Genomic DNA, 14,194 nt, shown 5'->3' on the forward strand with positions numbered 1-14,194 from the left:
AGCCGGCGGCGGATCACGGCCAACGATGTCGCCCGCTGGTGAATCTGCTCGGCGAACCACCGAAGGTCACGGAGCTCGCGGCCGTCAACGGTCGGCCCACGCGGTCTGCGGCCGCACCGGTCAGGTCCGTGGGTTGTGCCCGACGCGGCGCGGCCCCATCCGGCTGGGTTTCGCTGCGCCCCGCGTCTACCGGCCGAGCAGCCTGCGCCAGCGCACCCATCGTGCTAGGCGCCGCTCGTCGTCCTCCATGCGCCAGCACGTCCAGTACCGCTCCTCCTCGTCGTCGAGCGCCTCCCGGTACGTCGCTGGCCCGATCCCCCGGGCCTTCGGTGTCGCTCCCTGCGTGGTCTCCATGCATCTGAGCGTGGCCCAGACGCTCGCGCGCCGAAAGGGACCTCAGTCACCGCTCGGGAACGATCGCCACGGGCTCGCGTGGGTGCCGGCCGACCGGGTGTGGCCGGCGTGGCGGCGGGGCCTCCACGGGGGCTACGCACACCACACCCCCGCGCGGCCCCACATCGCCCGCGGGGCGCGCGCGTTTGTGCAGGTCAGCGGCGATATAGGGCGGATGAGTCAGTCGATACGCCGGGTTCTGTCCTCGCGCGCGGTTGCCCGCACTGCGCGAGTGGCGGCCATCCCTCTACGACGTACGTTGCCGCACGCCTCCAGCGGCCTACCCGGGAGCTCGGGCGAGCAGCCCTCGAACGCTCCCTGTCTGACCTTGCTCCGGGTGGGGTTTACCTAGCCGCACCGGTCGCCCGGCGCGCTGGTGGTCTCTTACACCACCGTTTCACCCTTACCCGACCGGCGGACCGGTCGGGCGGTCTGTTCTCTGTGGCACTGTCCCGCGGGTCACCCCGGGTGGGTGTTACCCACCACCCTGCTCTGCGGAGCCCGGACGTTCCTCGGCGAGCCCGAGGGCTCGACGCGGCCGCCTGACTGACTCATCCGCGCCCACAGCCTAGCCGTCCCGGATCCTCACCCATCCACGCGGCGTCCCGCACCGAACAGAGGGCATGGAGACCACCCACGCACTGACCCGACGCGAGCGCGTGATCCTCGCGCACCTGGCCCTGCCCCTGACGCTGAACGAGATCGCCGCCGCGCTCTTCGTCACCCGGAACACGGTGAAGTCGCAGGTCCGCTCGATCTACCAGAAGCTCGGCGTCGCCGACCGCGAGTCCGCGCTGTCCGCCGGTCGGGCACACGGGCTGGTGCCGGCGGACCTGGGACTGCCGGAGGTGGAGCAGAGCCGGCGGCGCCTGATGGGGGTGCCGGCTCAGACGTCGATCCGGTAGTTCAGGGACAGCTCGTCGCCCGAGCCACCACGGATCCCCCAGTTCTCCGGCGGGCTCTCGATGATGATCACCTCGAGGTCGTCGGCGGAGATCCCGAGGGTGGGGGCGACGTCGTCGTAGAACGCGGCGATCAGGGCGCGTCGGGCCTCGCGGGAGCGGCCGGTGAAGCAGAGGATCTCGACGACCAGGTACTCCTTGCTGCGCGGTGCGACCAGGTCGTCGGCGTCGAGCAGGAGGAAGCGGTGGAACCGCTTGTCCTCGGGCAGCCCCCAGGTCCCGACGATCGCGCGGTGCACCGCGTCGGACACGGATCCCCGGCGGTCCTGCCAGACGTCACGCCGGCCATAGATCTTCACGTGCGCCATGGGTCCTCCTCGCCGGGTCCACCGTCGCGCGGGAGCCTACAGTTCACGGGTGCTCGTGCTCCTGCCGCCCTCCGAGGGCAAGACCGCGCCGCGCGCCCGCGGCCCCCTGCTCGACCTCGACGCCCTCTCCGCGCCCGGGCTCACCCCGGTGCGCGAGAAGGTTCTCGACGCGTTGATCGAGGTCAGCGCGTCGCCTGACGCCATGCGGGTGCTGGGCGTCGGCACGAGCCTGTCCGAGGAGGTCGCGCGCAACATCAGCCTGCGCACCGCGTCGACCGCCCCGGCCAAGCACGTCTACTCCGGCGTCCTGTACGCCGCCGCCGGACTGGACCGGCTCACGCCGACCGGCCGGGCGCGCGCGGCCCAGAGCGTGCGGATCGTGTCCGGCCTGTGGGGGCTCGTCGCGCCCGACGACCCCATCCCCGCGTACCGGCTCTCCATGGCCACGCACCTGCCGGGCCTCGGGCACCTGCCCGGCGCGTGGCGCGAGGTGATCGGGGTCGAGCTCGAGGCACGTGCCGAGGGCGAGCTGGTGGTGGACTGCCGGTCGGCGACGTACCTCGCCGCCTGGCACCCGCCGCGATCCGCCGACTGGGTGGCCGTGCGCGTCCTGCGCGAGCTGGACGGGACGCGGTCCGTGGTGTCGCACAACGCCAAGCACACCCGCGGGGTCCTCACCCGTCACCTGCTGACGCGTCGCGGGCGCGCCCCGCACGACGCCGAGTCGTTGGCGCGCGTGGCCGGCGAGCTCGTCGGCTCGGCGCTGCTCGCGGTCGAGCTGGGCCCGCCGACCCGCGGCGCCCGGACGCTCGAGCTCGTCGTGGCCTGAGTGGCGCACCGCCGGCGCGTGCCCTGGTGGCTCGTCGCGCTCCTGGTGATCGGCGCCGTCCTGGTGACGGGGGCCCTCCCGACGCAGGACGCGCGGGCACTCGCCGAGCGGACGCTGCCCGTCCTGGTGTTCGTCGCGGCGCTCACCGTCGTCGCCGAGATGTGCGCGGGCGCCGGGCTGTTCGACGCGGCCGCCGGGCTGGCGTCGAGGGTGGCCGGCGGGCGCCGGTGGGCGCTGTGGGCGCTGGTCGTTCTCCTGGCGACGGCGAGCACCGCGGTGCTGTCGCTGGACACCACCGCGGTCCTGCTCACCCCCGTGGTGATCGCTCTCGCCCGACGCACCCGCACGCCCCCGCTCCCGTTCGCGCTGGCGGTGCTCGCCCTGGCCAACACGGCGTCGCTCGTCCTCCCGGTCTCCAACCTCACCAACCTGCTGGCGGACCACACGCTGCGCGCCGCGGGTGTGGGCTTCCTGGGACTGATGTGGGCGCCTGCGCTCGCCGCGATCCTGGTCACGGTCGCCGTCCTCGCGGTCCGCGACCGGCGGGCGCTGCGCGGCAGCTACGAGGCACAACCGCCGCACCCCGTGCGCGACCGGGCGCTGCTCGTCGTGTGCGCCGTCGCGGTCGGAGCGCTGGCCGTCGCCTTCGTCGTCGGGGCACCGACCGCCCCGACGGCCGTCGCCGTGGCCGTCGTCCTGCTCGCCGCGACGCTGCTGCGGCACCAGAAGCTCCCCGTGCCCGCGGGCGACCTCGTCCCGTGGCGGACGCTGGTGGTCGTGCTCGGCCTGTTCGTCGTGGTGGCCACCGCGCACGCGCACGGGCTGGGCACAGCGCTCGCGCGGGCAGCAGGGACCGGTGACGGGGTCGGAGCGCTGCTCCAGGTGGCCGCGGTCGGTGCGCTCGCGTCGAACGCGATGAACAACCTGCCCGCGTACCTGGCGCTCGAGCCCGCCGCCGGCACCGACCCGCTCCGGGTGGCCGCGCTGCTCATCGGCACGGGCGTCGGTCCGCTGCTCACGCCGTGGGGATCGCTGGCGACCATCCTGTGGTGGCAGCGGTGCCGCACCGTGATGCTCGCGGTCCCGGCCGGCACGATCGTGCGTCAGGGCCTGCTGCTCGCTCCGCTGGCGGTCGTCGCCGCCACGCTCGCGCTCGTCGCGACGAGCTGACGGCTCAGGACGACCAGCCCTCGCTCGGCACACCCACGACGGCGATCTCGTCGCGCTTGTCGGCGAACAGCCGCACGATGCTCACGGACGCGGGCGCCACGCGCAGCTGGCTCCACGACGACGGCTGCGCGCCCATGGTGACGCCCAGGGCCGCGCGGATCGACACGGCGTGGCTCACGACCACCACCGTGCGGTCGACGCCCTCCGCGAGGAGCTGGTCCAGGCCGCGCTGCAGCCGGCGACCGACGTCCTCGATCGACTCCCCGCCGGGCGGTCGCAGGTCGGCCTTGGTGTGCCACGGCTCCAGCTGCCCGGGCCACCGCTCCTCGATCTGCTCCGAGGTCAGCCCCTGCCACTCGCCGAAGTTCGCCTCCTGGAACGTCGCATCCGTCCGGACCGGCAGCCCCAGCTTCTCGCCGATGATCGCGCTGGTCTGCTGCGTCCGGACCATCGGGGACGCGATCACCTGGCTCGGGTACGGGATGTCGCCCCACAGGTCCCGGCCGACGCGGTCGACGAGGTCCGCGGCGTCGTGCGCCTGGCGCAGGCCCGTCTCGTCGAGCGGAGGACCTGGCTCGCCCGAACCGGAGTAGCCGCGCGAGACCGTCATGGTGGTCTGTCCGTGCCGGACCAGGACGACCGTGACAGGTTGTTCCTCGTCGAAGCGGACGCCTGCTCCGGACGGGCGGGGTGCGCGTGCGCTGCTCACGATCGCAGTCTGTCGGTCCGGCGGCGCCGGCGCGACTCAGCCCTTCGCGGGCGCCGGCAGGCGCACCAGGATGCGACCGCACTCCTCGCAGCGCGTGACCTGGTCCTCGGGCGCCTTGACGATCGCCTCGACGTCCAGCGGGTTGAGCTCGAGCCGGCAGCTCTCGCACCGGCGGCCGCGCAGCGCCCCGGCGCCCTTGCCGCCCAGCTGGCCGCGCAGCCGCTCGTAGAGGGTCACGAGCCCGGCGTCCAGACCCTCGACCGCCTTGGCGCGCTCGGCCCGGACGGACTCGGCGTCGGCGTCGAGAGCGGCGAACGCCGCGTCTCGCTCGGCCTCGACCGCTGCGCGCTTGTCCGCGAGCGACTCGTGCGCGGTCGTGACCTCGGCGAGCGCGGTCTCGTGCGCCTCGAGACGCTCCATCACGTCGAGCTCGACCTCCTCCAGCTCGGCCTGGCGTCGACCCAGCGTGCCCAGCTCGCTCTGGAGCGCCTGGAGGTCCTTCGGGCTGCCCTGGCCGGAGTCCAGCCGGGACTGGTCGCGCGCCGCGCGCACCCGCACCTGCTCGACGTCCGCCTCCGCCTTGCGCAGCTCCCGCCGCAGGTCGCTGACCGCCGTCTGGGACGTCACCAGCGCCGTGTGCAGGTCCGTGACCTGGGAGCCCAGCTCGGTCAGGCGCGCGAGCTCCGGCAGGGTGCGCTTCTTGTGGGCGATCTGGTCCAGGCGGGTGTCGAGCTCCTGAACCTCGAGCAGTCGGCGCTGGTCCGCTGCGGGGGCAGTCGTCACGGGTGTCCTTCCGGCGGTGCACTGGAGTCAAGCGGTGTCAGAGGCGTCGGCGGATCGGGGCTCGCGACGCGACCCGTCCACGGGTCCGTGCTCACCGTGCTCACGCGGGTCTCCACCGTAGTCCCCGCGGCGGCTGCATCCTGCGCGAGCGTGCGCGCCGCGAGCGCGAGCCACGGCCACTCGGAGGCGAAGTGGGCGACGTCGACGAGGTACGGCGTGGACGATCCCGTGGCGCGACCGTCGTGCTCCGCCCGCTCGCGCAGCTCGGACGCGGGATGGTGCCGGACGTCCGCGGTCACGTAGGCGTCGACGCCCGACGCGCGGACGGCGTCGAAGAAGGAGTCGCCGGAACCACCGACCACCGCGACGCGCTCGACCCGCCCGTCGGGGTCACCCGCGTAACGGACACCTTGCGCGGTCGCGGGGAGCGCCGCGGCGACCGTGGCGGCGAACGCCCGTAGCGTCGTCGGCTCCTCCAGCGACCCGACCCGACCCGTGCCGGTGGCGCCGGGCCAGGACGCGAGCTCGAGCACGTCGAACGCGGGCTCCTCGTACGGGTGCGCCGCCCGCATCGCTGCGACCACCGACGCGCGCAGCCGGCGGGGCGCCACCATCTCGACGCGCGCCTCGACCACCTGCGCCGCCTGCCCGGCGGTGCCGACCGCCGGTGACGCCGAGCTCGACGGTGTGAACGTCCCCTCGCCGGTCGACGTCCACGCGCACCGGGTGTACTCCCCGATCGCGCCCGCGCCCGCCGCGGCGAGCGAGTCGACCAGGCGCTCCGCGACCTCGACCGGCACGAAGACCACGTGCTTGTCGAGCGGCTCGGCAGGCGCGGGATCCAGGGGCACGGTCCCGACGAGTCCCAGCACCTGCGCGAGCGCGTCGTTGACGCCGCCGGCCGCCGCGTCGGCGTTGGTGTGCGCCGTGTACAGAGCCGTCCCCGTGCGGACCAGGCGGTGCAGGAGCGCGCCCTTGAACGTGGTGGCGGCGATCGAGTGCACCGGTCGCAGGAGCAGCGGGTGGTGCGTCACCACCAGGTCCGCGCCCCAGGCCACGGCCTCGTCGACCACGACGGCCACCGGATCGACCGCGAACAGGACACGTCGCACGGGCTGGTCCGGGTCGCCGGCGGCGAGGCCGACCGCGTCCCAGGACTCGGCGGTCGACGGGGGGTACCGGCGCTCGAGCAGCCGCACCACCTCCGCCAGACGGGGTGCTGTCACGTCGCGCACGCTACCGGGCCGTCGTCTCGACCGGGTCGCCGACGCGGACGCGGCCGCCGCGGACCGGCACCATCTGGATCCCGAACCACACCTCCCCGTCCCGGCGGCGGTGCCGGGCCAGCGTCCGCAGGGGCTCCTTGCCCGTGACCCGGGTGTCCGGGTCGATGGTCGTGAGCACGCACCGCCCGCACTGGTCCGCGAACCGGAGCTCGACCTCGCCGACCACCAGCCGACCCCAGCCGTCCTCGGCGAACGGCTCGAGGTCGCCGTCGACCACGAGGTTCGGCCGGAACCGACGCATGTCGAACGGGTGCTGGGGCTCGGGCGGCAGCTTTCCCGCGTCGAGCGCCGCCTGCACCCGCTCGTCGTGCAGCTCGGCGGCCCACGCGTCGAGGCGGTGCAGCGACGCGGTCGTGGTGACGTGCACCGGGCCGGTGTCCGTGAGGGCGAGCGGGTCGGCGAGCGTGCCGCCGTGCTCGTCCGACATCCCCCGCCGGGCCGGGTCGTCGAGCCAGACGAGTCGGACGGGGTGCCCGATCAGCTCCGAGCACCAGGCGTCCGCGGCGTCACCGGCGCGCGTCGCCGTGTCGAGCCGGCTGAGCTGGACGGGGACGTCCGCCGGGCCGGCAGGGACCTCGACCAGGAGGTCCGGGAGGCCGTCGGCCGACAGCCGGACGCCGTGCGCGTCGCGCGTGGCGACGGCGGCCAGCATCCGCGGGTGCTTGCGCGCGGTGAGGGTGGCACCGTCCCCGTCGATCACCATCCACCGGCGATCCCCGAGCGGGCCAGCCGCGTCGAGCTCCATCGACGTCAGGGCGGTCCCCGCGAACGACTTCACCGGGTACACGGTCAGCCCGGAGACGAACGGCGTGGTCGCGCGCATGGCTGGACCCTAACAACTGCGCACGCGTGAGACGGGTGGGCCCGGCCGGTTTCGAACCGGCGACCTCCGCGGTGTAAGCGCGGCGCTCTGACCAGCTGAGCTACAGGCCCCGACGAGCATCCCGCGAACGGTCCGCTCGACGGGCGAACAGCCTACCGGCGCTCAGGCGGCGAGCTCCGCGAGCGCCTGCCGGTAGGACGAGAAGTCCCGGGCCCGCCCGGGCGGGTTGACGACGCTCCAGCGCAGCACGCCCTCCGCGTCGACGAGGAAGCTGCCCCGCACCGCGAAGCCCTTGACCTCGTCGAAGACCCCGTACGCCGTGGCCACCTCGCCGTGCGGCCAGAAGTCGGAGAGCAGGTCGAACCCGAAACCCTCGCTCGCCGCCCAGGCGCGCAGCGCATGACCGGGGTCGCACGACACGACGACGACATGGACCCCGGCCTGCTCGAACTCGGTGATGTTGTCCCGGAGCTGGCACAGCTCCCCCGTGCACGTGGCCGAGAACGCGAACGGCACGAACACGATGACGACCGGGCCGCCGCGCAGGCCGCTCAGGGTCACGGGCGTGCCGTGGGTGTCCGTCAGCGAGAAGTCGGGGGCCGGCGCGCCGAGCGCGGGCGTGGACCGGGCGATGTCATCCATGGCGCGGACTGTAACAACGGCGGCACTCCGACCGCGGTGACCTCCGGCGCCCCTCGTCCCCCGAGGCCGGTCACGATGTGAGACAGGTCACATCGTGGACACCACTTCTCACGGTTGGGCCGTCCGGGTGACAACCCGCTCGACACGCGGACCTCGCGGCCGATCCGCGCCGCTCGGCGGGTGCGCGATCACCCGAACGGGTGAACGCCGGGTCGGCCGGGAGTGCCGGGCGTGCGGTGACGTCGTCCCCGCCCGAGCGGTCGCGCTCCCACGCGGCTCGGACCCGCCGATCGCACCGCGAGGGCAGCGAAGCCGCAGGTCCTCGGGGTGCTGCGGCCGGGCCTGGCCGCGGCGTCGCCGGACCGGCGCGCGGCGGTGGACGCGTCCTGCACCGGTGCGACGGAGAGCCGAGGCCCCGCGGCTCGGGCGGACCCGCTGCCCGGGGCACCTGATCACGGGCCGTCCCGTGGCACACCGGACACCGAGGGAGCATGCGCCGATATGACCTGGATTGGGCTTCGGCCTGACGAACTTCTCGATCAGGACGGAGTTGGACAAGCCTCCGACTCGCTGCCAGCCTGTACGGCAACCCGGGCCCCAGAGGGGTTCGGCATTGCCCGTTGCACCCCTCCCCAACGGCAACTTGAGGTTCCTCATGCACACTCGTATTCGACCGATCGCGCTCGTCGCGATTCTCGCCGTCGGCATCGCCACCGTCGCAGTGACCGCCCCCGCGATCGCAGACGCGTCCGGCGCATGCGCCCCGCAGTCGAGCGACCGGCTCGTGCCGGGCCAGACCCTCGAGGTCGGCCAGAAGATCACATCGCAGAACGGCGCCTACACGTTCGGCATCGAGGCCGGCGGCACCATCGCGATCCGCACCTCCGCGGGCGGTGCGCTGTGGAAGCACGGCGCAGCCGGCACCGACTCGACCCTGACGCTCACCACTCCGGGCGACCTGGAGCTGCGCACCGCCTCGGGCGCCGTGCGCTGGCGCTCGGCCGTGACCGGCGCGTGCCCCGCCGTCGTGGTGCTCAACGACGGCCGCGTGGTCGGCGCCGACGGTACCGCGGAGCGCTGGAGCATCCCGGTCAAGCGTGCGAAGAACGCCACTGTCCCCGTGGTCGTGGCCGGCACCCCCACCCCGTCCGCGACCCCCCTCCCCGTCCTGTCCGCCACCACGTGCACGGCGCGGGCGGACCGGCTCGTCGCCGGGCAGTCGCTCACCGCCGGCAAGGGCATCACCTCCGCCAACGGTCGGTACCGCTTCGCCGTGGCCACCGACGGGGCGCTGGCCATCACGTCGACCAGCACCGGTAACGCGCTGTGGCGGAAGGCGTCCCCGGGCGCCGGCGCCGCAGTCAAGCTCGCGACGGACGGCACCCTCACCTACGCGTCGGGGTCCGCAGTGGCATGGACCCAGTCCTCCGGGTCCGCGTGCCCGGTGGTCGTCGTCCGCGACGACGGCCGCGTCACCGGTGCAGCCGGGGGCAAGGTGCTGTGGAGCATCCCCAGCACGATCCCGGCCCCCGACGTCGTGACCCCGGCACCCACGCCGACCCCGACGACCACCCCCACCCCCACGCCGACGCCTACCCCCACGGCCACGGCCACGCCGAAGCCGACTCCGGCGCCCACGCCGACCCCGACGCCGGTGCCGGTGCCCCCGAGCAAGCCCACCCCCGGAACCCGGGTGGCTGCCCTGCACCCGTTCGCGTCGAGCGCGTTCTGGAACACGGCGATCGGCTCGGGCGCGAAGTACGAGTCCGCCAGCTCGAAGGCGACCGCCAACTTCCTGTCGGGCAAGCCCAACATCAACTCGTCCATGTGGTCGTACGCGATCTACAAGGCGAAGTCCTCGGACCCGCAGGCGACGGTCACGAACACCAACAACGGCCAGGTCTTCACGCTGCGGATCCCGGCCGGCACGGTGGCGACCGGCGGTACGGACATGCACACCGGCGTGATCCAGCCCGACGGCTACACGGCCTACGAGTTCTACAAGTTCAAGCCCGTCGGCACGAACAAGTACGAGACCACGCGGGTGGTCGTCACCGACCTCCGTGGTGACGGGCTGGCCAACGGCTCCCGCGCGTCGAGCATCTCGTTCTACGGCGGCATGATCCGCGCCGAGGAGCTGGCGAACCACTCGATCCAGCACACCATCGGGATCGGGGTGCCTGCCTCGATGCTCAAGCTCGGGCCCGTCTGGCCGGCTCGGACGCAGGACACGGCGGCACCCACGACGTACGTGGGCCAGCTGCCGATGGGCTCCATGCTCGCGATCCCGCCGTCGGTCGACCTGAACTCGCTCGGTCTCACCGACGACGGCCTCGCGCTGGGTCGTGCGCTCCAGGACTACGGCGGCCACGTGCTGATCCAGTCCGGCACCGTGGCGCTCTACTGCGAGCAGAACTGCGACCAGCCGCAGGTCAAGGAGCTGTGGGCCGCGTGGCAGGTGCTCTACCCGTACATGCGCGTCGTCACGAACAACACCGCGGACAACGTGGGTGGCGGCGGGACGCGCCGGCAGCCCCCGCTGCCTGAGCTCCAGCAGTAGTCACGGTCGCGTTCGCCCGGCTCGCTCGTCGAGCCGGGCGAACGCGTCTGTGGGCCTGAAACGGCCCCGCACGGCGTGAAGCCCGCTCATGCGGCCCTGAGGGCGCGTGAGCGGGCTTCGTGGCGCGCAGAGGGGTACGGAAGGCCTCAGGCGGGGGTCAGCGGCCGCGGCCGCGCGTGCCGAGGCGCGTCGCGGACCAGTCCGCGGCGATCGGGAACGTGCTCATGGCGTGCAGGCCGGATGTCGTCGCGGCCTCCTCGATGTCACTGTGCGAGACGTGCCCGGCGCGTCCGGCCTTGGGCGTGAGCAGCCAGATCGGGCCCCCGTCGTCGAGCACGGTCATCGCGTCGACGAGCAGGTCCGTGAGGTCACCGTCCCCGTCCCGGAACCAGATGACCGCACCGTCCGTGACGTCGTCGTACTCCTCGTCGACCAGCTCGGTCCCTGTGACTGCCTCGATCCCGGTGCGCAGCTCGGCGTCGACGTCGTCGTCGTAGCCGAACTCCTGGATCACCTGTCCCGAGCTCAAGCCCAAGCGGGCGGCCGTCTGCGACGCGCCTTCGTCCGCGGTGGATGACACGTCCGGACCGCTCCCTTCCGTCTCGGCGGTCCCGTCGGGGGCCGCCTTCTCGTTGCCGCACACGCTAGCCCACCGCACCCGGCCGGGCGCACGCAAGACCTGCGCAGACGCCCGTGTCGATCCCCCCGCGCGACCGCTCGACGCCCGGCCCGCGCCCACTGTCATCGACGTCACGTCGAGGTTCTCGGTGCTCGGTGTGACTTTCGGGGCTCCGGGGTCCGAGAATGGGTCGAACACCCCGCACCCGTCGAGCCGCCTACCCGGGCGCGCCCAGCACGGGCCGGGCCAGATGCGCCGCCGATGCCGACAGGGCTCGTGCGCGCGGACGAGACGCAAGGAGCGCTGGTGGCTTCGATCGACGAGACGGGACCGCTCATCGGCGGCCTGCTCAGCCAGGTGCCGGACATCGATCCGGACGAGACCGGCGAGTGGGTGGAGTCCCTCGACGGACTCATCGACGAGAAGGGCGGCCCCCGCGCGCGCTACGTGCTGCTGAGCATGCTGCGGCACGCGCGCCAGCGGAACGTGGCCATCCCGGCCTCGCTCAACACGCCGTACGTCAACACCATCGCGGTGCACGACGAGCCCTACTTCCCGGGCGACGAGGCGCTGGAGCGCCGCTATCGCTCGTGGATCCGCTGGAACGCCGCGGTCATGGTGACCCGCGCCCAGCGGCCCGGGATCGGCGTCGGCGGGCACATCTCCTCCTACGCGTCCGTCGCGACGCTGACCGAGGTGGGCCTCAACCACTTCTTCCGCGGCAAGGACCACCCGGGCGGCGGTGACCAGGTCTACTTCCAGGGCCACGCCTCCCCCGGCGTGTATGCCCGCGCGTACCTCGAGGGCCGCCTGTCCGCCCACCAGCTGGACGGCTTCCGCCAGGAGCTCTCGCACCCGGGCGGCGGCCTGCCGTCGTACCCGCACCCGCGCCTGGCCCCGGACCTCTGGGAGTTCCCGACCGTCTCGATGGGCCTCGGCCCGGCGTCGGCCATCTACCAGGCCTGGACCAACCGCTACCTGCACCTGCGGGGCATCAAGGACACCAGCCAGCAGGACGTCTGGGCGTTCCTGGGCGACGGCGAGATGGACGAGCCCGAGTCCCGCGGCATGCTCCAGCTGGCCGGCCAGCAGGGCCTGGACAACCTCACGTTCGTGGTCAACTGCAACCTGCAGCGTCTCGACGGCCCCGTGCGCGGCAACGGCAAGATCATCCAGGAGCTCGAGGCGCAGTTCCGCGGCGCCGGCTGGAACGTCATCAAGGTCATCTGGGGCCGCGAGTGGGACACCCTGCTCAACGCCGACAAGGACCGCGCGCTCGTCAACCTGATGAACACGACGCCCGACGGTGACTTCCAGACGTACCGCGCCGAGAACGGCGCCTTCATCCGCGAGAACTTCTTCGGCCGCGACCCGCGGACCAAGCAGCTCGTGGAGAAGATGACGGACGACGAGATCTGGGCGCTCAAGCGCGGCGGGCACGACTACCGCAAGATCTACGCCGCCTACAAGTCCGCGCGTGAGCACACGGGCCAGCCGACCGTCATCCTGGCGCACACCATCAAGGGCTACGGGCTGGGCTCCGGCTTCGCCGGACGCAACGCCACGCACCAGATGAAGAAGCTCAAGTCGGACGACCTCAAGACGCTGCGCGACTCGCTGCACATCCCGATCACGGACGAGCAGATCGACGAGAACCCGTACGTGCCGCCGTACTTCCACCCGGGCGCCGAGGACGAGGGCATCCAGTACATGCTGGAGCGTCGTCGCCAGCTCGGCGGCTTCGTGCCGGAGCGACGCACGACGCACAAGCCGCTGACCCTCCCCGACCCCAAGGTCTACGAGGGCCTGGCCAAGGGTTCGGGCCACCAGGAGGTCGCCACGACCATGGCGCTGGTGCGCCTGTTCAAGGACCTGGTGCGGGACAAGGAGTTCGGCCACCGCCTGGTCCCGATCATCCCGGACGAGGCCCGCACGTTCGGCCTCGACGCGATCTTCCCGAGCGCCAAGATCTTCAACACGAACGGCCAGAACTACATGGCCGTGGACCGCGAGCTCATGCTCTCCTACAAGGAGTCCGAGTCCGGCCAGATCATGCACACGGGCATCAACGAGGCCGGCTCGGCGTCGGCGTTCCAGGCCGTCGGCACGTCGTACGCGACGCACGGCGAGCCGCTGATCCCGTTCTACTTCTACTACTCGATGTTCGGGTTCCAGCGCACGGGCGACCAGTTCTGGGCCGCCGGGGACCAGATGGCCCGCGGGTTCCTCATCGGTGCCACCGCCGGACGCACCACCCTGACCGGTGAGGGCCTCCAGCACGCCGACGGTCACTCGCCGCTGCTGGCCGGCACCATGTCCCACGTCGTGCACTACGACCCGGCGTACGGGTACGAGATCCGGCACATCGTCAAGGACGGCATCGAGCGGATGTACGGCGAGGGTCACGACCGTGACCGCGACGTCATCTACTACCTCACCGTCTACAACGAGCCCATGCAGCAGCCGGTCGAGCCCGAGGGTGTCGACGTCGAGGGCATCCTGCGCGGCATCCACCAGATCGCGCCGGCCGAGGGCGACGGGCCGCGCGCCCAGATCCTGGCGTCGGGCGTGGCGGTGCCGTGGGCGCTCGAGGCCAAGCAGCTGCTGGCCGACGACTGGGGCGTCCAGGCTGCGGTCTGGTCGGTGACCAGCTGGAACGAGCTGCGCCGCGACGGTCTCGCCGCGGACCAGCAGGCGTACCTGCACCCGGGCGAGGAGGAGCGCGTGCCGTACCTCACCCAGAAGCTCCAGGGCGCCGAGGGGCCGTTCGTCGCGACGACGGACTTCGACCACCTGGTGGCCGACCAGGTGCGCGCCTGGATCCCGGGGACCTACGCCACGCTGGGCGCCGACGGCTTCGGCTTCTCGGACACCCGGGCGGCGGCTCGTCGCCACTTCAAGATCGACGGTCCGTCGACGGTCGTCCGGGTGCTCCAGCAGCTCGCCCGCGCGGGTGCGGTGGCCCCCGAGGCCCCGGCACAGGCGATCGAGCGCTACCGCCTGTACGACGTCACCGCCGGCACCTCCGGCAACACGGGCGGCGACAGCTGACCTGCACGCACGACGAAGGCCCAGGCTCCTGGAGCCCGGGCCTTCGTCGTGCCCGGCTC

13 protein-coding genes, 1 tRNA gene and 1 other RNA gene are annotated in these 14,194 nt (G+C 72.9%); 5 read left to right on the forward strand and 10 right to left on the reverse strand.

Features of this window, described 5'->3' with window-relative positions; translation table 11 throughout:
- Positions 1–186 precede the first annotated feature (186 nt).
- Both HP550_RS02720 and rnpB read right to left on the reverse strand, forming a co-directional pair.
- Positions 187–354: a hypothetical protein gene (locus HP550_RS02720; protein ID WP_175346063.1), complete on the reverse strand. Its 168-nt coding sequence runs from the start codon at positions 352–354 to the stop codon at positions 187–189.
- Positions 355–565: 211 nt separating this feature from the next.
- An RNA gene (gene rnpB, locus HP550_RS02725) (RNase P RNA component class A) lies at positions 566–947 on the reverse strand.
- A 69-nt stretch (positions 948–1,016) separates the two neighbouring features.
- Between rnpB and HP550_RS02730 the strand changes: the two genes are divergently transcribed.
- Positions 1,017–1,298: a LuxR C-terminal-related transcriptional regulator gene (locus HP550_RS02730; RefSeq protein ID WP_175346064.1), complete on the forward strand. Its 282-nt coding sequence runs from the start codon at positions 1,017–1,019 to the stop codon at positions 1,296–1,298.
- Here HP550_RS02730 and HP550_RS02735 read toward each other — a convergent pair.
- Positions 1,280–1,663, reverse strand: a complete 384-nt coding sequence (locus HP550_RS02735) for a tautomerase family protein (RefSeq protein WP_175346065.1) — start codon at positions 1,661–1,663, stop codon at positions 1,280–1,282. The genes HP550_RS02730 and HP550_RS02735 overlap by 19 nt on opposite strands.
- Before the next feature lie 49 nt (positions 1,664–1,712).
- Here HP550_RS02735 and HP550_RS02740 point away from each other — a divergent pair, with 49 nt between their 5' ends.
- Together HP550_RS02740 and HP550_RS02745 are read left to right on the forward strand one after the other, a co-directional pair.
- Entirely contained in the window at positions 1,713–2,492 is a 780-nt protein-coding gene (locus HP550_RS02740; RefSeq protein WP_175346066.1) for a peroxide stress protein YaaA, read from the forward strand.
- Between the two features lie 18 nt (positions 2,493–2,510).
- On the forward strand, positions 2,511–3,662 hold the full coding sequence (locus tag HP550_RS02745; protein ID WP_343047950.1) for an SLC13 family permease: 1,152 nt from the start codon (positions 2,511–2,513) through the stop codon (positions 3,660–3,662).
- A 4-nt stretch (positions 3,663–3,666) separates the two neighbouring features.
- Here the strand turns inward: HP550_RS02745 and HP550_RS02750 are convergent, their stop codons facing one another.
- The 6 genes from HP550_RS02750 to HP550_RS02775 all read right to left on the reverse strand — a co-directional run bounded on the left by HP550_RS02750 (position 3,667) and on the right by HP550_RS02775 (position 7,905).
- On the reverse strand, positions 3,667–4,371 hold the full coding sequence (locus HP550_RS02750) for a histidine phosphatase family protein (RefSeq protein ID WP_343047951.1): 705 nt from the start codon (positions 4,369–4,371) through the stop codon (positions 3,667–3,669).
- Between the two features lie 36 nt (positions 4,372–4,407).
- Positions 4,408–5,154 carry a CT398-like coiled coil hairpin domain-containing protein gene (locus HP550_RS02755; RefSeq protein ID WP_175346068.1) on the reverse strand — a complete coding sequence of 249 codons (747 nt, stop codon included), beginning with the start codon at positions 5,152–5,154 and terminating at the stop codon, positions 4,408–4,410.
- Positions 5,151–6,380 (reverse strand): Nif3-like dinuclear metal center hexameric protein, encoded by a 1,230-nt coding sequence (locus HP550_RS02760; protein WP_175346069.1) that lies wholly within the window; start codon positions 6,378–6,380, stop codon positions 5,151–5,153. Before HP550_RS02760 ends, HP550_RS02755 begins: the two co-directional genes overlap by 4 nt.
- A gap of 10 nt (positions 6,381–6,390) precedes the next feature.
- The gene (locus HP550_RS02765; RefSeq protein WP_175346070.1) at positions 6,391–7,263 is read right to left on the reverse strand and encodes an MOSC domain-containing protein; all 873 of its coding nucleotides are present in this window, start codon (positions 7,261–7,263) and stop codon (positions 6,391–6,393) included.
- Between the two features lie 36 nt (positions 7,264–7,299).
- A tRNA-Val gene (locus HP550_RS02770) sits at positions 7,300–7,373 on the reverse strand.
- Between the two features lie 52 nt (positions 7,374–7,425).
- Positions 7,426–7,905, reverse strand: coding sequence for a peroxiredoxin (locus HP550_RS02775; RefSeq protein WP_175346071.1), 480 nt, complete (start codon positions 7,903–7,905; stop codon positions 7,426–7,428).
- Positions 7,906–8,560: 655 nt separating this feature from the next.
- On the opposite strand from HP550_RS02775, the gene HP550_RS02780 reads away from it, so the two are divergent.
- On the forward strand, positions 8,561–10,465 hold the full coding sequence (locus tag HP550_RS02780) for a PQQ-binding-like beta-propeller repeat protein (protein WP_175346072.1): 1,905 nt from the start codon (positions 8,561–8,563) through the stop codon (positions 10,463–10,465).
- A 157-nt stretch (positions 10,466–10,622) separates the two neighbouring features.
- Here HP550_RS02780 and HP550_RS22090 read toward each other — a convergent pair whose 3' ends face one another.
- Positions 10,623–11,045: a DUF3052 family protein gene (locus HP550_RS22090; protein ID WP_175346073.1), complete on the reverse strand. Its 423-nt coding sequence runs from the start codon at positions 11,043–11,045 to the stop codon at positions 10,623–10,625.
- A gap of 345 nt (positions 11,046–11,390) precedes the next feature.
- On the opposite strand from HP550_RS22090, the gene aceE reads away from it, so the two are divergent.
- Positions 11,391–14,135, forward strand: coding sequence for a pyruvate dehydrogenase (acetyl-transferring), homodimeric type (gene aceE / locus HP550_RS02790; RefSeq protein ID WP_175346074.1), 2,745 nt, complete (start codon positions 11,391–11,393; stop codon positions 14,133–14,135).
- The last annotated feature ends 59 nt before the right edge of the window (positions 14,136–14,194 follow it).

This window comes from Cellulomonas humilata, from assembly GCF_013359775.1.
GTDB classification, from domain to species: Bacteria; Actinomycetota; Actinomycetes; order Actinomycetales; family Cellulomonadaceae; genus Cellulomonas; species Cellulomonas humilata.